The following is a 21,050-nucleotide window of genomic DNA, read 5'->3' on the forward strand; positions in this document are numbered from 1 at the left end:
CTCGCACATTATCACAAGCGGGTACTTCTCTCAATGCACGCCGCAGCAAATAGCCCCGGAAAAACGGGCGTAACAACTGTAACAACTGGTAAATCAAATAGGAATGGGAATCAACTGGGCGTGTAATGGCACCTTGTCTGATATGGCTGAATACCTCCCCCAGGGCCAGTCATGTCGGGCATTCCTCCCTCTAGTGTTCCCATTATCACTAGTTTGCGGATTCTGCCCTCCCCGGCAGAATCCGCTTTTTTATTTCAGCGCCAGGTTTGCTTCGCCAGGCAACAAAGTGTTCGCCGGCAACGGTTCCAGCGCCTTCAGCCGCTGGTACATCGGCGTGAAATCCGGCGCGGTATCGTTGAACAGCTGCTGGAAATCGTCAATCACGAAATACGTTTCCTGATAGGAATCGATCTTGTACAAGGTCCGCATCACGCGTTCGACATCGAACGGCAGGCGCAGCGACGCCGGGCTGGTCAGGCAATGCTCGATTTCGCCGCCCGAGGACAGGATCCCGGCGCCGTACACGCGCAAGCCCTCGGGGCTCTGGATCAAGCCGAATTCGACGGTGTACCAGTACAGGCGCGCCAGCATCGACAGACCGTCCAGCTTCATCGCCTTCAGGGCGCCCTTGCCGTATTCCTGCAGGTGATCGGCAAAAATCGGGTTGAACAGCAGCGGCACATGGCCGAAAAAATCATGGAATACGTCCGGTTCGACGATGTAGTCGAACTCTTCAGGATTGCGCAACCAGACCGTGACCGGAAAACGGCGGTTGGCCAGGTGCTCGAAGAAAGTATGGTCCGGCACCAGGCCCGGCACCGCCACCAGGGTCCAGTCGGTAGCCTTGAACAGCAGGGCCGAGCTGTCTTCAAAGCGCGGAATGCCGTCGCCGATGTTCAGCATTTCCAGGCTTTCGATGAATACATCGCAAGCCCGTCCCGGAATCAGCTTGGCTTGCCGCTGGTACAGGCGGCGCCACAGCGCGTGCTGCTCCGGCGTGTAAGCATCCCAGTCCTGCTTGACGACGTATTGCGCATCGATCTTGCTGTAATCGCCGCGCAATGCCGCGCCGTCCGATTTTTCAGCGACCGTGGCAAAAAAATCGTCGGTATTGACACCTGCACTCTTTACCTTTGCATCCATTTTCGTTTTCCTGAGCTAAACGCGCCGAGCGCTTGAATACCTACAGTATAGGGCTGAGTTGATGGCAGTTAATTGCAAAATTCGCCCTGTATGAAAAAATTTGCGCAATAATCACATGAAAATCATTCTCTTTAGGGTCATTTATGCCAACGATTGCAATGGATGCAACAGACCGTAAAATTCTGGCGATCTTGCAGGAGGATGGCCGCCTGAGCAACCAGGAAGTGGCCGAAAGGGTCAACCTGTCGCCGTCGCCATGCCTGCGCCGCATCAAGCAGCTGGAACAGGCCGGCGTGATACGGCAATACGTGGCGCTGCTGGAGCCGGACAAGATCGGCCTGGGCCTGCTGGCCTACATCAACGTGCGCCTGGAAAAACATAGCGACCCGCAGTACCTGAGCGGCACCAAGGCCGCGGCGCAGCACCAGGCCATGTCGCCGCGCGCCTCTTTTTCAGCCGCGGTGGAACAATGGCCGGAAGTCGTCGTGTGCTACGCGATGACCGGCGAAATGGATTTCCTGCTGCGGGTGCATGTGGAAGACATGACCCATTTTTCGCGCTTCATGATGGAGACGCTGCTACGCCATCCGGCGGTGCTGGACGTCAAATCGAGCTTTGCCCTGCAGCGCATCAAGGACACCACTGCACTGCCCTTGCTTTGAAAGGACTTTGAGCGGCGAGGCCGCTTCAGTCGCGCTTGATGCCGGGCAAGCTGCCCAGCCATTTCAGCGCGGCACGCAAGTTCGCCTTGAGTGTGTAGTCGAGCGTCGCCACCTGTTCCTGGACCGCTTCCTGCAATACGCTGGCCGGGTTGGCCGGCGGCAGCTTCAGATAGGCGTCAGCCTCGCCGTAGTCGCGATGGATGGCCATGCCGGCTTTTTTCGCGATGTGCATCATCACTTTGTTTGACGACAGGCAGTGCATGTACAAGGTGTCGATATCGACGTTGCGGCAACGGATGGCGGCCCGCTCGAACAAACGGCTGCCGACTCCCATGCCGCGCGCAGAAGCAGCGACCGAGACACCGAACTCGGCCACCCGCTCCTTGGTGGTGGAAGCGCTCACCGAGGGCATCGCTTCGCGCGGCGCAAACGCCAGGTGGCCGACGCCGAGCAGGCGCAATTTGCGGTCGTAGACGCCAAACACCGTGTCGCGTGAAAAATCGATATTTTCAACATAGCGGCTGACCAGTTCGTCCGACAATACCGAACCGAAGCGCAACAGGCGATCGCCGCTATTCAACGCCAGGAAATGGCGCAGCAAACGCCAGCGAGCGCGGCGCGACAATTCCTTGACGAATATCGTGGAGCGCGATGCCCTGGTTGTGTCCGCGCCGGCGCCGCCGGCTTTTCCCGGTGCCTCGCTGGCCGAACCTGCCCTGGCATCTGTAGTGGTCATCCTGGCTCTCCTGTTGGATAAGCTTACTCCGGATCAGGGCCACCCGGGTTAGGGCCGCCCGGGTTAGGGCCGCCCGGGTCAGGGCCGCCCGGGTCAGGGCCACCTGGATGGGGCCGTCGTGCTTGCACTACCTGCTCAACCATTTCGACACGCGCCGCATGGATGGCGTCGGGTATCCGTTGCGGCTGTTGCTGGAACATGCCGGCGATCACCCCGGCATTGACCGACTGCGCCGCCTTCAGGACGGCCTGCAGATAAGCGAATTGCGGAAACGGCTTGCCGGCGTAACCGGTCCTGCCGCGGTAATCGCATTCAGTGGCGCGCAGCATGTCGACGAAGCGCTGCGGCTTGCGAAAGGCGTCGCAGCGCCCCAAAAGATTGACGATGGTGTTCGCGCGCAGCTCGAACGCGCGGCCGACATTGCCGTGCTCACGCGTCGTCATCAGCGCCAGGTCGCGCACCTCGCCCGGCACCTTGAGGCGCTGGCATACCCGCTCCACCAGCCCCACGCCAAGCCCCTCGTGACCGTGATGGCTAGGCCAGCCGGCGGCTGGCGTCGCGCCTTTGCCGAGATCATGCGCCAGCGCGGCAAAGCGTACCGGCAACGCATAGTTTTCGCGGGCAGCGGTGTCCACCACCATCATCACGTGCACGCCGGTATCGATTTCCGGATGATATTTTTCCGGCTGCGGTATGCCCCACAGGACATCCAGTTCCGGCAAGATGCGCGCCAAGGCGCCGCATGCGCGCAAGACCTCGAACATGCGCGACGGCTGCGTTTCCATCAAGCCGCGCGCCAGTTCCTGCCACACCCGCTCCGGCACCAGCGCATCGACTTCGCCGGCGGCCACCATGCGCTGCATCAGCACATTGGTTTCAGGCGCCACGGTGAAATCGGTAAAGCGCGCGGCGAACCTGGCCACGCGCAGGATGCGCACCGGGTCCTCGGCGAAAGCATCGGATACATGGCGGAATATCTTGTCCTGCAAATCCTGGCGGCCGTTGAATGGATCCGCTACCGTGCCGTCTTCGGCTCGTGCAATGGCGTTGATGGTCAGGTCGCGGCGCACCAGGTCCTGCTCCAGCGTGACGTCGGGATCGGTATGGAACACAAACCCCTTGTAGCCGGGCGCAGTCTTGCGCTCGGTGCGCGCCAGCGCATATTCCTCGTGCGTGCGGGGATGCAGGAACACCGGGAAATCCTTGCCGACCGGGCGGAACCCTTGCGCCAGCATGTCTTCCGGCGTAGCGCCGACCACCACGTAGTCGCGGTCTTTCACCGGGTGTCCGAGCAACTCGTCGCGTACCGCGCCGCCGACTGCAAAAACTTTCATGGCTGTTATTGAATCCCGTTAATCCGGCAGTATTTCGGTTTCCGCCAGCGCTTCCAGCATCCAGCGCGCCACGGCGGGATGCGCTTGCACCCGGTCGGCGTATGCCTGCAGGGCCGGCGCCAGCGAAACGCCGTAGCTGCGGAAGCGCATCACCACCGGCGCGAAATAGGCGTCGGCAATCGAAAAAGCGCCAAACAGGAATTGATGGTGGCCAAATTCGGACAGGCAGGTTTCCCAGATTTCGACTACCCGCGCAATATCGGCCTGGGCGCCGGCGGTACGGCCGAATCCGGGCTTGTGCGTGCGGATATCCATCGGCATGTCCGAGCGCAACGCCGCGAAGCCGGAGTGCATTTCCGCGCATATCGAACGCGCGGTAGCGCGCGCCAGCATGTCTTGCGGCCACATGCCGAGATCGGGAAACTGCTCGGCCAGGTATTCGCAGATCGCCAGCGAATCCCAGATCGGCGTCTCGCCCACCATCAGGATCGGCACCCGGCCGCTGGCCGAATAGCGGCCGATCTGGTTCGCGGTATCGGCCTGGCGCAGCAGGATCTTGAGCTCTTTGAACGGGATCCCGAAGGCAGTCATCGCCACCCATGGCCGCATCGACCATGAAGAATAATTCTTGTTGGCGATCACCAGCAGCAAGCCGTCCGCGCCGGCTTTTTGCAAAGCGGCGGAAAGGCTGGGATCAAGCTCGGTGGTTTGCATAAGCGACTCCAGATTTCGACATTCTATGCCGTCTCAAGGCAAGGCCGATTCGACAAATCCCTTGGGCGCGACGGTGCCCAGGCGCGCTTTCAGGGATTGCGGCTTGCCATCGAACAGGGCAGCATAATAAGTCGCGTTGGACAGCACATTCTTGACATAGCCGCGGGTTTCGCCGAACGGGATCGATTCCGCAAAAACCGCGCCTTCGACAGTGCCCGGCAAGGTCGAACGCCAGGCGCGCGGCCGGCCGGGACCGGCATTGTAGGCCGCCGACGCCAGCGCTTGCGAACCGTCCAGGTCGGCCAGCACCATGCTCAGGTAATTGGTGCCCAGCAGGATGTTGGTGTTGACGTCGGCAATCTGGTCGTTGGTAAAACCGCTCAAGCCGATTTTTTTAGCAACCCAGCGCGCCGTCGCCGGCATCACCTGCATCAGGCCGCTGGCGCCGACATTCGAGCGGGCGCTCCTGATAAAACGCGATTCTTGCCGGATCACGCCATAGACCCAGGCCATGTCGAGCCCCAGGTTCTGGGTATTGGTCGTCATCACGTCCCGATGGGGCGACGGGAAACGCTGGCTGAAATCGATTTCAACCTTGGTGCGGTCGGAAGTATTCACCATGCGGTCCAGGACATTGTTCTGGCGGGCGAATTCGGCGGCGGTCAGCAATTGGCGGTCCGTCATCTTGCGCAGCTCCCAGTTCCACTCGCGCACGCCTTCGAAACGCAGGTTCATGTCAAAAAAGCGCAGCGCACGGCGGAAGCCTTGGTTATTTGTCATCGGCGCCATTTCGGCCGGGCTGAAGGCTTGGGTGGAAGGCACCGCGATGATTTTCTGGCCCAGTTCTTCCAGCGCCAGCTGGCCGTAGAAATTGGTCTGGTCGGCGATCGACTCGAACTGTTGCTGCGCTTGCTCGGTTTTACCCTGGACCTGGTCGGCCCGGGCTTGCCAGTAGATCCAGGCCGGATCGCTGCGCAAAGCCTCCGGCATTGCCTCGATACCGCTACGCACCAGTTTCCAGTCGCTGGCGCGCAAGGCGGAGCGGACGCGCCATTGATAAGCATCGCCCGACAATACCGCATTGTTCTTCACCTGGCGCCAGTAATCGATGGCTTGCGGCTCCAGCTTGAGCGCCGATTGCAGCGCTACCTGCGCCCATGCCAGTGAACGCTCGGACGAAGTCAGCTGGTCGGACCCTGCGCTCAGGGCCGCGGCTGCGCGGCCGCTATCGTTCTTGGCCACCCGCCCTAAAGCCAGTATGAATAATTCGTGGTTGCTGCGGCCGGCGCCGGGACCGCGCGCAAGCACCAGCGCCGACTTGTCGATGGCTTGCGCCACCTGAGAATCGTCAGCGTCGATATACGGCGTCATGCGGCGCGCAACGCCGGCAAAGCCGGCCTCTACCGCTTGCCGGATCTGGAACCACACGTCATCGGCGCTGAACTGGCCGTTCTGCGCCAATATGCCGATCAGGCCGGTGCAGCCCTGCCCGTAATCCTTAGGCGTGGTCAGCAAGGCGCGCGCTTCATTGGCGACGTTCACGCCTTTCAAGGCGGCCGACATCAGCGCATAGCATTTCAGCTGGGTGTCGTCGTCGAGTACGAATTTCGGATATTGCTCGTCGAAGGTGTTCCAGTCGCCGGCCTTGCCCAGCTCCAGCAGCCAGTCGTTGCGCAGACGGTCGGCGATCGCGCTGCCATCGTAGCGCGCCAGGTAGTCGCGGATATCCGATTGCGGCGCGACCAGGTCCTTGATCAGCGGTTTCAGGCGGTAATAATCGACATAGGAAGGAATGTCATAATCACTTAAAGTAGAAGCCAGCAGCTCCGCTTTATCCGCATTGTTGGCGCGAGCGGCGTCGCGCAGGGCCAGGAAACTGTCGTCCTGGCCGGCGTAGCTGGCTGCGGTGGCGCCATTTGCGGAACGTTTCTGGGCATATGCAGCGCTTGCCATCACAGCGGAAGAAGCCACGGCGACGGCGATAACAGCAAGCCATTTCTTTTTGAACATATAACTGCCAACCTTATTTTACGAGTGCGAACGATGACGCCTAGCATAGCATGTGATGCCAGTGATGCAACACCTGGACCGGACAAAGCGCAGTTGCGGCGTACCTTGCTGGCAACGCGCCAGGCCATCGACCCGGCGCACCGCCGCGATTGGGATGCTGAACTTGGAAAACGGGTAATCGCCTGGGCTAGCGGCTGGAGCCAGACGCATCCGGACGGCACGCTGGGTGTCTACTGGCCGATCCGCGGCGAGCCGGATCTGCGCCCTGCCTATGACGAACTGGCGGCGCGCGGCATGCGCCTGGCGTTGCCGGTGGTGACAGGCGTCGACAGCCCGCTGCGCTTTGTCAGCTGGACCCCGGGAGAAGCCATGGTCAAGGATGGATTCGGCGTCGCCATACCGGCCAGCTATGCGACCGTCATGCCGCAGGCCCTGCTGATTCCCTGCGTAGGTTTTAACCGGAACAAGATACGGCTAGGTTATGGCGGCGGATTTTACGACCGGACGCTGGCGCCGCTTTCGCGGCCGCGGACAGTCGGCATCGCCTACTCCTGCGGGCTGGCGGAATTTGACGGCGCAGCGCACGATATCGCGCTGGACGCCGTCATCACTGAAACGGCCGACTTATAACTTGAGGCGCTGCCAGATGGCGATAGTCGCCGGCGACTGGTTCAGCGTGTAGAAATGCAAGCCGGGAGCGCCGCCCGCCAGCAAGCGTTCGCACAGCTGGGTCACGACATCCAGGCCGAAGGCCCGGATCGAATCCGTATCGTCGCCGTAGCTGGCGAGCTTGAGGCGGATCCAGCGCGGGATCTCGGTGCCGCACATGTCGGAAAAACGCATCAGCTGCGAGTAGTTGGTGATCGGCATGATGCCGGCGATTACGGGTACTGCCGCACCCAGTTTCTGCGCTTCGTCGACAAAACGGAAATACGCATCGGCGTTGTAGAAATATTGCGTGATGGCGCCGTTGGCGCCTGCCTTGACCTTGCTGACAAAACGCTGCACGTCGTCTTGCGGCGACTTCGCTTGCGGATGCATTTCAGGATAGGCGGCGACTTCGATATGGAACCAGTCGCCGGTTTCCGCGCGGATGAATTCCACCAGCTCGTTGGCGTAGCGGAACTCGCCGGAAGAAATATCCATCGCACCGTAACCGCTGGGCAAATCGCCGCGTAGTGCCACCAGGCGCTTGATGCCATGGTCCTTGTATTGCGCCAGGATCGCGCGCAGCGATTCGCGCGAGCTGCCCAGGCAGGACAGGTGCGGCGCAGCCTCATGGCCCTCGCTGCGGATGTCGAGCACCGTATCCAGCGTTCCCTTCTGGGTCGAACCGCCGGCGCCGAAAGTGACCGAAAAATACCGTGGGTGCAGCTCGGCCAGCTTGGCGCGCGTCACCCGCAGTTTTTCGGCGCCTTCGGGTGTCTTGGGCGGGAAAAACTCAATGCTGAAATTCTTTTGAGCGTTTTTTTGTGACATCTAATTCTTCTTCAGTAGCAATGTGGAAAGTGCCCACGAAACGATGCTGTACAAGATGGCGCCACCGACCGCCGACCAGAAACTCGCCACGTAAAACCCGCTCACCAGGTGCGACACCAGCCAGAACATCAGGCCGTTGATGATGAAGATGAACAAGCCCAGCGTCAGCAGGGTCGCAGGCAAGGTCAGCACCAGCAGGATCGGACGGATCAGGGTGTTGACGAAGCCCAGCACCAGCGCCGCGATCAGCGCCGCGCCGAAGCTGGCGAACTGCACCGAATGCATCAGATACGGCACCGCCAGCAAGGCCAGGGTATTAATCAGCCAGGTAATCAGTAAGCGCATCGTGTGTTCCTCTTGGCGTTGCAGGACCTGCGCACCGGCGCTCGCCGGTGCGCAGCCGGCGGTTAGTAGCGGTAATGTTCCGGCTTGTAAGGACCGGTTTGCTTGACGCCGATGTAAGCAGCCTGCTCTTCGGTCAAGACCGACAGCTGCGCATTCAGTTTTTTCAGCTGCAGGCGCGCGACTTTTTCATCCAGGTGTTTTGGCAAGGTGTATACGCCGACCGGATAGGCCTTGGCATTGACGAACAATTCAATCTGGGCGATGGTCTGGTTAGCGAACGACGAGCTCATCACATACGACGGGTGGCCGGTACCGCAACCCAGGTTCACCAGGCGGCCCTCGGCCAGCAAGATGATGCGCTTGCCGTCCGGGAAAATGATGTGGTCGACCTGCGGCTTGATGTTTTCCCAGGTGTATTGCTTCAGCGCGGCGACTTCGATTTCATTGTCGAAGTGGCCGATGTTGCAGACAATCGCCTGGTCCTTCATCTTTTGCATGTGGTCATGGGTGATCACATGGTAGTTGCCGGTGCAGGTGACGAAGATGTCGCCGTGCTCGGCCGCGTATTCCATGGTCACGACGCGATAGCCTTCCATCGCTGCCTGCAGGGCGCAGATCGGATCGACTTCTGTCACCCAGACTTGCGCCGACAGGGCGCGCATGGCTTGCGCCGAACCCTTGCCGACGTCGCCGTAACCGGCGATGACGGCGACCTTGCCGGCGATCATGACGTCGGTGGCGCGCTTGATGCCGTCGACCAGCGATTCGCGGCAGCCGTACAGGTTGTCGAACTTGGACTTGGTGACCGAATCGTTGACGTTGATCGCCGGGAAGGCCAGCTTGCCTTCCTTGTGCATCTGGTACAGGCGGTGCACGCCGGTAGTGGTTTCTTCCGTCACGCCCTTGATCTGGGCCAGGCGCGTCGAATACCAGTCTGGCGCCGTCGCCAGCTTTTTCTTGATCGCGTTGAACAGGCAGATTTCCTCTTCGGAGCCTGGATTGTTCAAGACCGAAATGTCTTTTTCTGCACGGGTGCCAAGGTGCAGCAGCAGTGTTGCGTCACCGCCGTCATCCAGGATCATGTTGGCTTGCTGTTCACCCGGCCATTCAAAGATGCGGTGTGTGAAATCCCAGTAGTCGTCCAGCGATTCGCCCTTGAAGGCGAACACAGGCGTGCCGGCTGCGGCAATCGCGGCGGCGGCGTGGTCCTGGGTCGAATAGATATTGCAGGATGCCCAGCGCACCTTGGCGCCCAATGCTTCCAGGGTCTGGATCAGCACCGCGGTCTGGATCGTCATGTGGATCGAACCGGTGATGCGTGCGCCCTTGAGCGGTTGGGCAGCGGCGAATTCTTCGCGGATCGCCATCAGGCCCGGCATTTCGGTTTCGGCGATCTTGATTTCCTTGTCGCCCCAGGCGGACAAGCTGATATCGGCAACCACGTAATCGTTGGCGGTGGAAGTTGTCGAGGAATGTGTAGATGCGTTCATGACTGCGGCGTTCATCACGCCCTCCTTTCGTTAGAAAAAAAGTAACGTGAGCGCAGTTGCAAAATGACTGTACCAAGCCTGGCAGACCGTGTCTGTCGCAACGCTCCTTGGATACGAGCCGCCATTTTAAAGCAAACGGCAAGCTTTCGGCTAGATGAAGCGCTTATTCCGGCTATCCGGCTTGGCGAATAAGCCTCAGACCCAGCCCATTTCGTGCAACTCGCTCTTGATATAAGCATAGTAAATCGGCGCCGCCACCAGCCCTGGCAAGCCGAACGCGGCTTCGGTCAGAACCATCACCAGCAGCAATTCCCAGCTGCGCGCGTTGATCTGCGATCCTACAATGCGCGCGTTCAGGAAATATTCCAGCTTGTGGATCACGATCAGGAACACCAGCGCCGCCGCCGCCACATAGATAGACACCGACAACGCTACCAGCACGATCAGCGTATTCGAAATCAGGTTGCCAATCACCGGCAGCAAACCCGCCAGGAACGTGACGACGATCATGGTCTTGGTCAACGGCAGGTGGATGCCGCCGAGCCGCAACACCACCAGCAGGAAAATCGCCGTCAGCGCAGTGTTCAACAGGGAAATCTTGACCTGGGCGAACACCACGCGGTGAAATGCGTCTGCCAGCAAGTGGGCCCGTCCCAGCAGCTCGGCGGCCAGCGGCTGCAGCAGCGGCATCGGATGCGCAGCATTCAGGGCCACCATGGCGCCCAGCACCATGCCGACCAGCACGTGGACAAATACCTGCACCGCTTCCTTGCCGGCCAGCTGCACCTCGCCGCGATGCGATTGCAGCCAGTCGCTGATGATGTCGCGAATGTCGTCGATATCGTCCGGCAGGTACTGCTGCAGCCAGGCCGGCAGCTGGGTGCGGGCCTGGTCCACCACCACCATCAGCTTCCCTTGCAGCACCTGGATACGATCCGGGCCGCCGTGGAAAAAGGCCACCAGGCCGACAATCGCCAGCGTCAGCACGCCGATGATGATGGCCGACAGAAACACTACCGAAATCAGGTGGGCGCGCTGGCTGGTCAGGCGGCGCTGCACCAGGGGTGTCAGCGTGCGCACCAGCTCGTAGACCAGCAGGCCGGCCAGCAGTGCCGTCAGCATGTGCAAGGTCATCACCAGGAACAGCGCCGTGAGCGCGACCAGCCAGGCGGCCAGGCGGAAACGCGGCAAGGTGGTCACCACGGGACGCAGAAGCGGACCATCGGCGGATGAATCGGAAACGGATTGGGGGGCAGAGGCCATGGCGGACTTGTTTCTTTTATCGTAGTCACTGAGGTGGTCAGTGTAGCAAGTCGCTACCATCGTGCAAAGCACGATTCTGGCATCGCCGATGTTTGGTCCGGCATGGCGGGGAAATGGCACATCCATCCCCGCCATGCCGGCGGGCGGCAATTACAGGGCGGCGGCTTTCAAGGCAGCGGCCTTGTCGGTGCGTTCCCAGGTGAATTCCGGCTCTTCGCGGCCGAAATGGCCGTAGGCTGCGGTCTTCTGGTAGATAGGGCGCAGCAGGTCCAGCATCTGCACGATGCCTTTAGGACGCAGGTCGAAATGTTCCAGCACCAGCTGCGCCAGTTTCTCGTCGCTGATCTTGCCGGTGCCGAAGGTGGTCACCATCACCGAGGTCGGTTTGGCGATGCCGATGGCGTACGACACCTGGATCTGGCAGCGGGTCGCCAGTCCGGCGGCCACGATGTTCTTGGCTACATAACGGCCGGCGTAGGCTGCCGAACGGTCGACCTTGGACGGGTCCTTGCCGGAGAATGCGCCACCGCCGTGAGGCGCGGCGCCGCCGTAGGTATCGACAATGATCTTGCGTCCGGTCAGGCCGCAATCGCCTTGCGGACCGCCGATGACAAAACGGCCGGTCGGGTTGATCAGGTAGCGGGTGTTTTGCAGCCATTCCTTCGGCACCACCGGCTTGATGATTTCTTCGATCGCCGCTTCTTCGATCGCCTTGTGCTGCATCTCAGGCGCGTGCTGGGTCGACAGCACCACGGTGTCGATCGCCACCGGCACGCCATCGACGTATTTCAGCGTGACTTGCGACTTGGCGTCCGGGCGCAGCCAAGGCAGGCGGCCGTCCTTGCGCAGCTGCGACTGGCGTTCGACGATCCGGTGCGCGTAATAGATCGCGGCCGGCATCAGTTCCGGCGTTTCATCGCAGGCATAACCGAACATCAGGCCCTGGTCGCCGGCGCCCTGGTCGAGATCGATGCCCTTGCCTTCATCCACGCCCTGGGCGATATCTGGCGATTGCTTGTCGTAGCCGACCAGCACCGAGCAACTCTTGTAGTCGATGCCATAGTCGGCGTTGTCGTAACCGATACGCTTGATGGTTTCGCGTGCGACGGCGATGTAATCGACGTTGGCGAAAGTGGTGACTTCACCCGCCAGCACGACCAGGCCGGTATTGCACAGGGTTTCGGCGGCGACCCGGGCTTGCGGGTCTTGGGTAAAGATGGCGTCGAGGATCGCGTCGGAAATCTGGTCCGCGACTTTGTCGGGATGACCCTCGGAAACGGATTCGGAAGTAAAGAGGTATTCATGTGCCATAACAGGCTCCTACAAAAAAACAGTGGTGACCATGTCGCAGTCAAACCTGTTGAGCCTGCGACGCTTTAGCGAAATTTGTATGCCGCCTCGCAAGTTGTCTATTAACTCGGCGGATAATGCTAATTACTATATATTAAGATAATTCTGGCAAGCAACCTATCCACTTTCCAAAATCACCTTGCAACGATATTCGGTTTTCAAACTATTGTGCTATTTTACGCCTCTTGAAAAAAATCGGCAAAATCCACCCTCTTTTAGCTCTTGATGAGCTCCGCCAATGCTTGTAACACTCTTCCGCCTGCTGTCGACGCTCCCTTTATTTTTCTTGCATGCAATAGGGACGCTGGGCGGCTGGCTAGTATACCTGGCCTCGGCTTCGTATCGCAGCAAATTGAAGGACAACCTGTTCCGGGCCGGTTATCAAGCGGCTTTGCCGCAGGCGATCAGCGAATCCGGCAAGAGCATGTTCGAGCTGCCGTTCATCTGGTGCGCCGAGCCGCAGCGGGTGCTGCGCACCGCCACCATCGAGAACTGGGAACTGGCGCAAGCAGCGCTGGACGCCAAGACCGGCGTGATCTTCCTGACCCCGCACCTGGGCTGCTTTGAAATCATCGCCCAGGCGATCGCCACCAAGACCCCGCTTACCGCGCTGTACCGGCCGCCGCGCAAAGCCGCGCTCAAACCCTTGATCGAAGGCGCGCGCGGGCGGCACAACCTGTTGCTGGCTCCGGCCAACCTGGCCGGCGTGCGCACTTTGTTCAAGGCGCTCAAGAAGGGTCAGGCGATCGGCTTGCTGCCGGACCAGGTACCGCAAAACGGCGAAGGCATATGGGCTGATTTTTTCGGCCGGCCGGCCTACACCATGACCTTGCCGGCCAAGCTGCAGCAGATGAGCGGCGCGCCGATCATCCTGTCTTATGCTGAGCGCCTACCGTTCGGCCGCGGTTACGTGATCCGCTTCGTGCCTTTCGATGAAACCCCTGGCCACACCCCGGAGCAGCGCACGCTGGCCATCAACCTGGCCATGGAGAAACTGATCGCGCGCTGCCCGGCACAATACATCTGGAGCTACAACCGCTACAAGACGCCGCCTGGAGTCGAGGCGCCGCCGGCATCCGCCGCACAGGAGCCGCAGGCATGAGGGCCCTGCTCGGCTTGCTGTGGCTGGCGCATTTCCTGCCGCTGTGGATCCTGGGCCCGGTCGGCGAAGCCCTCGGCTCGCTGCTGTTTATCATCATGAAACCGCGGCGGCATATCACGCTGACCAATCTCCGGCTGTGTTTTCCTGACATGACGGAAGCCGAACGCGTGGTGCTGGCGCGCCGGCACTTCCAGGCTTATTCGCGCAGCGTGCTGGAGCGCAGCGTGCTGTGGTGGGCTTCGGAGAGCCGCTTGCGGCGGCTGATCAAGATCGAATCGGACCTGCCGCTCAGCACGCTGCAGGCCGGCCCGACCATCCTGCTGTGCCCGCATTTCGTTTGCCTGGAAATCCCCGGCATCGCCCTGGTGCTGAATTCCTCGCTGTCGATCTGCACCATCTATACGCGCCAGCAAGATGCAGTGACCGATGCCGCGCTGCTGAAGGGCCGCTCGCGTTTCCGCCCGGTCAAGCTGTTTACCCGCGAGCAAGGAGTCAAACCGATTATCCGCGCCATGCGCGAAGGTTTTCCATTCATCATGCTGCCTGACATGGACTTCGGCTTGAAGGACGCCGAGTTCGTGCCGTTTTTCGGCATCCCGACGGCGACGCTGACCGCCACCGCCCGCATTGCCGCCGCCACCAAGGCCAGCGTGGTGCCGATGATCGCGACTTTCCTGCCCGGCTACAAAGGCTGGAAAGTGACCTTTTATCCGGCATGGGAAAACTATCCGGGCGACGATATGACAGAGGCTACCCGCCGCATGAACGCATTCATCGAAGCCCGCATCCTGGAAGCGCCGGCCGAGTATTTCTGGGCTCACAAGCGCTTCAAGACGCGCCCGCCTGGCGATCCCGATGTTTATTCGCCGCCGGCTGAGTCGTAATTCAACATTGCTGCGCGCCGGCGCCGTTTCCACCATAATGTACGCATGAAACTCAAATTCACGAAAATGCATGGCGCAGGCAATGATTTCATTGTCATCGACGCCATTCACCAGCATGTCGATTTCACTCCAGCGCAATGGCAGCAGTTGGGCGACCGCCGTTTTGGCGTGGGCGCCGACCAGATGCTGGTGGTGGAAAAATCGCAGGCGGACGGCGTCGATTTCCGCTATCGGATATACAACGCCGACGGCGGCGAGGTTGAGCAATGCGGCAACGGCGCTCGTGCATTCGTCAAGTTTGTCACCGACAAGGGTTTGACCGACAAGCGTGCGATCCGGGTTGAAACCATGTCCGGCATCATTGAACCAAAGCTGGAAGACGACGGCCGCATCACGGTAGATATGGGCGCGCCTATCCTGGCGCCCGCTGCGGTGCCGTTTGACGCCAGCAACCTGGACAGCCGCCCGATGGGCGACGATGCCCTGTGGCCGCTGGACATCCAGGGCAGGCAGGTCTGGATCTCGGTGGTTTCCATGGGCAATCCGCATGCGGTGCAAGTGGTCGAAGACAGCGAAGCGGCGCCGGTCCTGACCGACGGCCCCCTGATCGAACACCACCCGCGTTTTCCAAATCGCGTCAACGCCGGTTTCCTGCAGGTTGTCGATCGCCACCATGCCAAGCTGCGCGTATTTGAACGCGGCGCCGGCGAAACGCTGGCTTGCGGCACTGGCGCTTGCGCCTCAGTGGTGGCAGGAATACGCCGCGGTTTGCTGGATTCGCCGGTCAAGGTGCAAACCCACGGCGGCGAATTGTCGATTGCCTGGGCCGGCGACCGGCAGCCGGTATTGATGACCGGTCCGGCAGTATCGGTATTCGAGGGCGAAATTGAAATCGGCGACGCCGGCTGAGCTTGTCAGTCGGCGTCGGCCTCTAACTCCGCCGCCGGCAGCGCCGTCTTGAAACGGTAAAGGCGTTGCCGGTAATTTCCTTCGGGCCCGTTCGGGCCGCAGTCCACATCTTCAAACAAACGTGCAATCCGGCTCAGGGCCTGGCGCTCGTCGCCGGTCTGGATCTGGATCAAGCGCCGCTTGCTGCGCGCGTACAGGGTACGGATGTCGACCACCAGGCAGTGGCCGCAATCAGCCTGGTTCAGATCCAGCAACAGCGCTTCCGGCCGGCTCAGGCCGAACAGGGTGGCCAATTCGATGCGCGCCGCCAGGAACGGATGCGCCTTGACCTGCTCGCGTGTCAGCTGCTGCCTGGCGGCCTCGGCCCATGGCGCCGGCCGCGCGCCGTCGGCAATCTTGTCCAATAAGTCGGCTGCCTCGCGACTGCCCTGGGCAGCTGCCTTTTGCAGCCAATACACCGCGCGCACATCGTTGGCGAGTTGCTCGCGGCGATTGCGCCAGGCGCTCAGGCCGCACTCCAGCTGCGCCGCGCAATGGCCCATTTCAGCGGCGTGCTCCAGGTGACGCTGCATATCCACCAGATTGCGCTGGGAAAATTCGGACTTCAGATAAATCCGCGACAAGGCATACCAGGCATCCGCCAATCCGGCTTCGCCGGCCAGCGTCAGCCAGCGGATTGCTTTTTTGTAATTCGCGGAACCGCTCCCCACCAGCAACCGCTGGCCATCGCTGTTCATGCGGGCATACCACAAGCCCAGCGCCAGTTGTGCAGCCTTGTCGTCGCCATACGCCGCCAGTTCAAGAAACTGCTGCACCTCGGCTGCATCGAAGGCATCGCTGGTCTGCAATATCTGGGCGCAACGCAGCAGCAGAGACAGGTTTTCCTCGCCAAGCTGGCGCGCCAGGGTTTCCGACGGCACATTCAATTGCGCCAGGATGTCGACATATTGCTCCGACAGCGCTCTGGCCAGCGGCAATGCTCTTTCCAGGAAGACCGGCCAATCGGCTTTTTCCCAAGCCAGTTGCGCCAGCGATTGCTGAGCCTGCATCACGCCGGCATCTGCGGCGCGCGCAGTCCACTTCAGCGTAGCGTCCTGCTCCGTCTTGTTTTCAGCCTTCGTATCGCTGACAGGCACCGCCGGCGACTGCCGGCCGACCGTGACCGCCGGTGCGCTGTCGGCATGCTGCGCCAACAGCCACTGGGCCTCGGCAACGCCTGCGTTGGCAGCGGTTTCCAATACCTTGATCACCTTGGCGCGCAGTCCCGGCAGTACCTGCTCACCGCCAAGCTGGCCGTTGCCGGTCAATACCAGTTGCGCCAGCACCAGGCCCGCCTGCATCACGCCGGCATCAAAAGCCCGTTCATACCAGACGCAGATAGCCAAAGGATCCGCAGCGGCACGCGCCACTTCCAATGGAATATGGCTGCCGATCAGCATCCAGGCTTCGGACTCCTGTTGTTGCGCGGCACGATCGAGCCAGTGCAGCGCGGTCGAGAAGCTTTGCGGCAAGCCATTGCCGCCAAACAGATAACGGGTACCTAAAGCCAGCTGTGCTGCGCCTTGCCCTGCGCGAGCGGCGCGGATAATCGCTAGGTCCTCACGTTTAGCCATAAAGTATTCATTATAAAAACCTAAATTATGCTCGATAAATCAATTAAGTTTTATTTTTGGCCGTTTTTTGCAATCTACGCGTCTTTTACGCTACATAGATTTGCAAATCAACCATATCTGACTACAGGCGCTATTGGAAGCCCAGGCCCAGGAGTCTTTCGGGGAAGGAACATGGAAAACACACAATAGTTGTGAAAATACAACGAATTTCATTCTTAACACTAATTTCCACAAAATAACAAATAACCAACTGACAAAACAGCATTCTTTTATGTCAACTCCGTTTAATGTTCGCGGCTCCGGCAAAAAGCTCAGTTGCCGATCATCAAATCAAGGACGTTAAATGAAAAAATCACTCATCGCATTGGCCGCACTCGGCACGATCGCCAGCGCCGCACAAGCGCAAAGCTCGGTCACCATCTACGGCACCGTCGATACCGGCATTACTTTCTCGAACCACAACGCCAGAACCGGCACCGCCAGCAACGGCAACAAGTTCGGCGTTGGCTCGGGCAACATCGACACTTCGCGCCTCGGCTTCAAGGGCACCGAAGACCTGGGCGGCGGCCTGAAAGCTTTGTTCCAACTGGAAACCGGCTTCAAAAACGATACCGGCGCGTTCGACGGCCAAGGTTTTGCGCGCAAATCGGTGGTTGGCCTGGCCGGCAACTTCGGTACAGTGACGCTGGGTCGCCAGTCCGATATCCTGGACGATGCTGGCCATGCATTCACGTCTGTCAAAGACTTCGGCAATTTCGTTGGCAGCCCGCACGCCCTGGATCGCCTTGAAGGCATCCGCACCCAAAATTCGATCCGCTACGACAGCATGAACCTGAGCGGCTTCACCGGCAGCCTGATTTACGGCTTCGGCGAACAAGCCGGCCATACGACAGCAGGCCAATCCTTCGGCGCCGGCGGCACTTACGCTAACGGCCCGCTGGGACTGTACGCTGGCTACTACCAATCGAAGTTTGGCGCCACTCCTAGCGACACGCTGATTTCCAGCGTCGCCGCCCTGACTGGCCTGACGCCAGCCCAGCTGTCCGCCGCCAACCTTGACGGCACTACAGTTAACAAGACATTCAGCCTGGGCGCCAGCTATCAAGCCGGTCCAGCACGCCTGTATGGCAACTGGTCGCGCGTCAACGTGCCAGACTTGCTCAAGCAAAATGTTTTCGAACTGGGCGCAGACTATGCCGTGACAGCACCGATGCACCTGCTGGCAGCGGTTCAGCACACAAAAACATCGATCGACGGCAGCCAAGGATCCAAGCCATCGGTGACCCAGTTCAACCTGGGCCTGGACTATTACCTGTCCAAGCGTACCGACCTGTACACCCTGGCTTCCTACGCAAAGGGCCGCAATGGCGCGCTGGTTGGCGACATTTCCGCTCCAGCAGTACAGGGCGACAATGGCAACAGCAGCCAGACCGCGATTGCTGTCGGCATCCGCCACAAGTTCTAATGAACTTTGATTTTATTGTCGCTTGACAATAAAGTCGATTGCATCGAGGGGGCTTGCATGCCCCCTCTCCTCCTGGTTCGACGCATCAATCGCTACGACCGGGAAGAAGAGTCACCTGTACGTAGCCCGATATTATTTGAAAATAGAAGATTTTGACGTACATTGTCGCCAAAACCTGCTTTAAGCAAATTGAAAATAGCAATTTTCAGATGCACTGGCGCCTCATGCATCTTTGGCATGCCAGATAGCAAATAATATCCCCTCCGTTTTTTTGCCTCCCCAGCAAGCCGTTTCGAAAAGGACAACCAGCCCAGAGCGCGGGCTTGCGCTGCCTCGTGTCACAAAAATACAACAGAATTAACAATCTTCTCCAATTTCGACCAATTTATAGCATCACAGGAAACCAAACCGCCAGCATAGCCAGCGAGACACCTTAATGTTCATCCATCCGGCAAGATGTACGGATCCTTAAGACAGTTTTCTAAATAAAGGACGTCAAATGAAGAAATCACTAATCGCACTGGCCGTACTCGGCGCAATCGCAGGTGCAGCACAAGCTCAAAGCTCCGTAACCATCTACGGTATCGTTGATACTGGCATCGTTTACACAAGCAAGGCTGCGGCTGGCGCCGGCACTACTGGTAGCAAGTTCAGCGTTAACTCCGGCGTTATCCAAGGTTCGCGTCTGGGTTTCAAAGGCGTTGAAGATCTGGGCGGCGGTCTGAAGGCTCTGTTCCAATTGGAAGCTGGCTTCAACAATGACAACGGCGCCTTGAACGGTCAAGACAGCAAGTCCTCGACAACTCTGTTCCGTCGTAAGTCGGTGGTCGGTCTGGGCGGCAACTTCGGTTCCGTTCTGCTGGGTCGTCAAACTGACATCCTGGACGACGTCAGCCAATGGACTTCGGTTCAAGACTTCGGCGGCGTAACTGGTTCCGTCGGTCACAACCTGGACCGTTTGGAAGGTACACGTACCAACAACTCGATCCGTTACAACACACCAGATTTCGCGGGCTTCACAGGTAGCGCAATCTATGGTTTCGGCGAAGCAGCTGGCAAAACTTCGAGCGGCCAATCGTTCGGTCTGGGCGGTCAGTATGCAAACGGTCCACTGGGTCTGTTCGCAGCTTACTATCAATCGAAATTGGGCACTGTTTCGGCTACCGGCACTAGCAATGCCAGCGATGCTTCCCTGCTGAATAACAGCTCGCCAACATTCAACAATAGCTATGGCGCCGCTGGCGATACAGCTCTGAAGACATTCAGCCTGGGTGCTAGCTACCAAGTTGGCCCAGCACGTCTGTACGGTAACTGGTCGCGCGTTAAGCAACCTCTGGCAGTCAGCTCGACTACTCTGGGTCTGACGGCAATCAACGCCTTTGGTATTGGCGGCACCAACAACAGCAAAGCTGACATCTTCGAACTGGGTGTGAACTACGCTGTTACAGCTCCTCTGCACCTGTTGGCTAGCGTTCAGTACAACAAGCTGACATTTGCTGATGCAAACTCCCCTAAGGGTAAGCTGACCCAAATCAACCTGGGTACTGACTACTTCCTGTCGAAGCGTACTGACCTGTATGCATTCGTTTCGAACCTGCGCGCTAAAGATGCTGCCAATCCGGGCGTCTTCGGTGACGGCATCGGCAGCAACACCGACAAGCAAAACCAAACAGCAGTTGCTGTTGGTATCCGCCACAAGTTCTAATTTAAGCTGGCCGAACCCGCAGCAGCAAGCGGGCCAGGTTGCTTGACTAGAGATGTAAAAGGCCCACATGGCTTGCCATGTGGGCCTTTTTTATTGCCCGCCGGTCTGGGCGTCAGGTTGTCACGCACCGGCATAGCGGTGTACCCTTGATCATTCTCTTTTTTCATCACCGATACACACATGAGCTTCCAACCTGATCCCGATACTGTCGCCCAATATCTGATCGACTCTCCCCATTTTTTTGAAGAACATGCCGAACTGCTTGCCAAGATCCGCCTCAGCAGTCCGCTGCTGGGCCGGGCCGTATCGCTGCAAGAGCGGCAAATGGAAGTGCTGCGCGAGAAAATCAAGGTACAGGATCTGCGCCTGGCCGACATGATGCGCAATGCCCAGGAAAACGATACAAGCTCGCACAAGCTGCATGCCTGGACCCGCAGCTTGCTGCTGGCCCGCAACGATGTTGATCTGCCGCACACGCTGGTCGACGGCCTGCGCACCGGTTTTGCGGTGCCACAAGCCACCCTGCGCCTGTGGGGCGTGGCGGAGGATTATTCTCATACATGGTTTGCGGCGGAAGCATCCGAAGACGCCAAGATTTTCGCGAATGGCCTGAACCTGCCGTTTTGCGGCAGCAACAACGATTTCGAAGCAGCCTCCTGGCTAGAACAGGATATCCAGTCCGTCGCCATGCTGCCGCTGCGCAGCAGCGCCGCCACCCCGGCAACCTTCGGCCTGCTCGTGCTGGGCTCCCCCGATCCGCAACGCTTCAGCGCCGACATGGCGACCGATTTCCTGGTGCAGATTGGCGAGACTGCAAGCGCGGCGCTGGCCTGCCTGCTCGAATAA

19 protein-coding genes and 1 riboswitch are annotated in these 21,050 nt (G+C 59.6%); of the genes, 8 read left to right on the forward strand and 11 right to left on the reverse strand.

Going from position 1 to position 21,050, the window contains the following annotated elements:
* Nucleotides 1-249 precede the first annotated feature (249 nt).
* Complete coding sequence (gene phhA, locus V8G57_RS09920; RefSeq protein ID WP_342829248.1) at nt 250-1,143, reverse strand: phenylalanine 4-monooxygenase; 894 nt, start codon at nt 1,141-1,143, stop codon at nt 250-252.
* 143 nt (nt 1,144-1,286) lie between these two features.
* Between phhA and V8G57_RS09925 the strand changes: the two genes are divergently transcribed.
* Entirely contained in the window at nt 1,287-1,805 is a 519-nt protein-coding gene (locus V8G57_RS09925) for an Lrp/AsnC family transcriptional regulator (RefSeq protein ID WP_092395160.1), read from the forward strand.
* A 25-nt stretch (nt 1,806-1,830) separates the two neighbouring features.
* Here V8G57_RS09925 and V8G57_RS09930 read toward each other — a convergent pair whose 3' ends face one another.
* Genes V8G57_RS09930 through V8G57_RS09945 form a run of 4 tightly spaced genes read right to left on the reverse strand, consistent with a single transcriptional unit; the run spans nt 1,831 to nt 6,599 of the window.
* Complete coding sequence (locus V8G57_RS09930; protein WP_342829249.1) at nt 1,831-2,541, reverse strand: GNAT family N-acetyltransferase; 711 nt, start codon at nt 2,539-2,541, stop codon at nt 1,831-1,833.
* 23 nt (nt 2,542-2,564) lie between these two features.
* Complete coding sequence (locus tag V8G57_RS09935) at nt 2,565-3,875, reverse strand: multifunctional CCA addition/repair protein (RefSeq protein WP_342829250.1); 1,311 nt, start codon at nt 3,873-3,875, stop codon at nt 2,565-2,567.
* Between the two features lie 18 nt (nt 3,876-3,893).
* On the reverse strand, nt 3,894-4,589 hold the full coding sequence (locus V8G57_RS09940) for a glutathione S-transferase family protein (RefSeq protein ID WP_342829251.1): 696 nt from the start codon (nt 4,587-4,589) through the stop codon (nt 3,894-3,896).
* 33 nt (nt 4,590-4,622) lie between these two features.
* Nucleotides 4,623-6,599: a lytic transglycosylase domain-containing protein gene (locus tag V8G57_RS09945; protein ID WP_342829252.1), complete on the reverse strand. Its 1,977-nt coding sequence runs from the start codon at nt 6,597-6,599 to the stop codon at nt 4,623-4,625.
* Between the two features lie 93 nt (nt 6,600-6,692).
* Between V8G57_RS09945 and V8G57_RS09950 the strand changes: the two genes are divergently transcribed.
* Entirely contained in the window at nt 6,693-7,229 is a 537-nt protein-coding gene (locus V8G57_RS09950) for a 5-formyltetrahydrofolate cyclo-ligase (protein ID WP_342829254.1), read from the forward strand.
* On the opposite strand, the gene metF is transcribed toward V8G57_RS09950, so the two are convergent.
* The 5 genes from metF to metK all read right to left on the reverse strand — a co-directional run bounded on the left by metF (nt 7,224) and on the right by metK (nt 12,487).
* Entirely contained in the window at nt 7,224-8,078 is an 855-nt protein-coding gene (gene metF / locus V8G57_RS09955) for a methylenetetrahydrofolate reductase [NAD(P)H] (protein WP_342829256.1), read from the reverse strand. The two genes, V8G57_RS09950 and metF, sit on opposite strands and share 6 nt — an antisense overlap.
* Nucleotides 8,079-8,423 carry a phage holin family protein gene (locus V8G57_RS09960; protein ID WP_342829257.1) on the reverse strand — a complete coding sequence of 115 codons (345 nt, stop codon included), beginning with the start codon at nt 8,421-8,423 and terminating at the stop codon, nt 8,079-8,081.
* A gap of 62 nt (nt 8,424-8,485) precedes the next feature.
* Nucleotides 8,486-9,928 (reverse strand): adenosylhomocysteinase, encoded by a 1,443-nt coding sequence (gene ahcY, locus V8G57_RS09965; protein ID WP_342829258.1) that lies wholly within the window; start codon nt 9,926-9,928, stop codon nt 8,486-8,488.
* A 26-nt stretch (nt 9,929-9,954) separates the two neighbouring features.
* Nucleotides 9,955-10,029: riboswitch (S-adenosyl-L-homocysteine riboswitch) on the reverse strand.
* Between the two features lie 79 nt (nt 10,030-10,108).
* Entirely contained in the window at nt 10,109-11,176 is a 1,068-nt protein-coding gene (locus tag V8G57_RS09970; RefSeq protein ID WP_342829259.1) for an AI-2E family transporter, read from the reverse strand.
* A 150-nt stretch (nt 11,177-11,326) separates the two neighbouring features.
* Nucleotides 11,327-12,487 carry a methionine adenosyltransferase gene (metK, locus tag V8G57_RS09975; RefSeq protein WP_014008004.1) on the reverse strand — a complete coding sequence of 387 codons (1,161 nt, stop codon included), beginning with the start codon at nt 12,485-12,487 and terminating at the stop codon, nt 11,327-11,329.
* A 277-nt stretch (nt 12,488-12,764) separates the two neighbouring features.
* Here metK and V8G57_RS09980 point away from each other — a divergent pair, with 277 nt between their 5' ends.
* Genes V8G57_RS09980 through dapF form a run of 3 tightly spaced genes read left to right on the forward strand, consistent with a single transcriptional unit; the run spans nt 12,765 to nt 15,421 of the window.
* On the forward strand, nt 12,765-13,628 hold the full coding sequence (locus V8G57_RS09980) for a lysophospholipid acyltransferase family protein (RefSeq protein ID WP_144738369.1): 864 nt from the start codon (nt 12,765-12,767) through the stop codon (nt 13,626-13,628).
* Nucleotides 13,625-14,512, forward strand: a complete 888-nt coding sequence (locus V8G57_RS09985; RefSeq protein WP_342829260.1) for an LpxL/LpxP family acyltransferase — start codon at nt 13,625-13,627, stop codon at nt 14,510-14,512. Before V8G57_RS09980 ends, V8G57_RS09985 begins: the two co-directional genes overlap by 4 nt.
* A 45-nt stretch (nt 14,513-14,557) precedes the next feature.
* Complete coding sequence (dapF, locus tag V8G57_RS09990) at nt 14,558-15,421, forward strand: diaminopimelate epimerase (RefSeq protein WP_342829261.1); 864 nt, start codon at nt 14,558-14,560, stop codon at nt 15,419-15,421.
* Nucleotides 15,422-15,426: 5 nt separating this feature from the next.
* On the opposite strand, the gene V8G57_RS09995 is transcribed toward dapF, so the two are convergent.
* On the reverse strand, nt 15,427-17,034 hold the full coding sequence (locus tag V8G57_RS09995) for a tetratricopeptide repeat protein (protein WP_342829262.1): 1,608 nt from the start codon (nt 17,032-17,034) through the stop codon (nt 15,427-15,429).
* 343 nt (nt 17,035-17,377) lie between these two features.
* Here V8G57_RS09995 and V8G57_RS10000 point away from each other — a divergent pair, with 343 nt between their 5' ends.
* From V8G57_RS10000 to V8G57_RS10010, 3 genes are all read left to right on the forward strand, one after another.
* A complete protein-coding gene (locus tag V8G57_RS10000; protein WP_342829263.1) occupies nt 17,378-18,499 on the forward strand; it encodes a porin in 1,122 nt (373 codons plus the stop codon).
* Between the two features lie 499 nt (nt 18,500-18,998).
* The gene (locus tag V8G57_RS10005) at nt 18,999-20,204 is read left to right on the forward strand and encodes a porin (RefSeq protein ID WP_342829264.1); all 1,206 of its coding nucleotides are present in this window, start codon (nt 18,999-19,001) and stop codon (nt 20,202-20,204) included.
* Nucleotides 20,205-20,384: 180 nt separating this feature from the next.
* Complete coding sequence (locus V8G57_RS10010) at nt 20,385-21,050, forward strand: DUF484 family protein (protein ID WP_342829266.1); 666 nt, start codon at nt 20,385-20,387, stop codon at nt 21,048-21,050.

Origin of the sequence: Collimonas rhizosphaerae (assembly GCF_038896935.1) — a bacterium.
Classification (GTDB): domain Bacteria; phylum Pseudomonadota; class Gammaproteobacteria; order Burkholderiales; family Burkholderiaceae_D; genus Collimonas; species Collimonas rhizosphaerae.

Excerpts from the sequence above, each read along its gene's own strand:
- phhA (WP_342829248.1), bottom strand. The coding sequence starts at position 1,143 with ATGGATGCAAAGGTAAAGAGTGCAGGTGTCAATACCGACGATTTTTTT.
- V8G57_RS09925 (WP_092395160.1), top strand. The coding sequence starts at position 1,287 with ATGCCAACGATTGCAATGGATGCAACAGACCGTAAAATTCTGGCGATC.
- V8G57_RS09930 (WP_342829249.1), bottom strand. The coding sequence starts at position 2,541 with ATGACCACTACAGATGCCAGGGCAGGTTCGGCCAGCGAGGCACCGGGA.
- V8G57_RS09935 (WP_342829250.1), bottom strand. The coding sequence starts at position 3,875 with ATGAAAGTTTTTGCAGTCGGCGGCGCGGTACGCGACGAGTTGCTCGGA.
- V8G57_RS09940 (WP_342829251.1), bottom strand. The coding sequence starts at position 4,589 with ATGCAAACCACCGAGCTTGATCCCAGCCTTTCCGCCGCTTTGCAAAAA.
- V8G57_RS09945 (WP_342829252.1), bottom strand. The coding sequence starts at position 6,599 with ATGTTCAAAAAGAAATGGCTTGCTGTTATCGCCGTCGCCGTGGCTTCT.
- metF (WP_342829256.1), bottom strand. The coding sequence starts at position 8,078 with ATGTCACAAAAAAACGCTCAAAAGAATTTCAGCATTGAGTTTTTCCCG.
- V8G57_RS09960 (WP_342829257.1), bottom strand. The coding sequence starts at position 8,423 with ATGCGCTTACTGATTACCTGGCTGATTAATACCCTGGCCTTGCTGGCG.
- ahcY (WP_342829258.1), bottom strand. The coding sequence starts at position 9,928 with ATGAACGCCGCAGTCATGAACGCATCTACACATTCCTCGACAACTTCC.
- V8G57_RS09970 (WP_342829259.1), bottom strand. The coding sequence starts at position 11,176 with ATGGCCTCTGCCCCCCAATCCGTTTCCGATTCATCCGCCGATGGTCCG.
- metK (WP_014008004.1), bottom strand. The coding sequence starts at position 12,487 with ATGGCACATGAATACCTCTTTACTTCCGAATCCGTTTCCGAGGGTCAT.
- V8G57_RS09980 (WP_144738369.1), top strand. The coding sequence starts at position 12,765 with ATGCTTGTAACACTCTTCCGCCTGCTGTCGACGCTCCCTTTATTTTTC.
- V8G57_RS09985 (WP_342829260.1), top strand. The coding sequence starts at position 13,625 with ATGAGGGCCCTGCTCGGCTTGCTGTGGCTGGCGCATTTCCTGCCGCTG.
- dapF (WP_342829261.1), top strand. The coding sequence starts at position 14,558 with ATGAAACTCAAATTCACGAAAATGCATGGCGCAGGCAATGATTTCATT.
- V8G57_RS09995 (WP_342829262.1), bottom strand. The coding sequence starts at position 17,034 with ATGGCTAAACGTGAGGACCTAGCGATTATCCGCGCCGCTCGCGCAGGG.
- V8G57_RS10000 (WP_342829263.1), top strand. The coding sequence starts at position 17,378 with ATGAAAAAATCACTCATCGCATTGGCCGCACTCGGCACGATCGCCAGC.
- V8G57_RS10005 (WP_342829264.1), top strand. The coding sequence starts at position 18,999 with ATGAAGAAATCACTAATCGCACTGGCCGTACTCGGCGCAATCGCAGGT.
- V8G57_RS10010 (WP_342829266.1), top strand. The coding sequence starts at position 20,385 with ATGAGCTTCCAACCTGATCCCGATACTGTCGCCCAATATCTGATCGAC.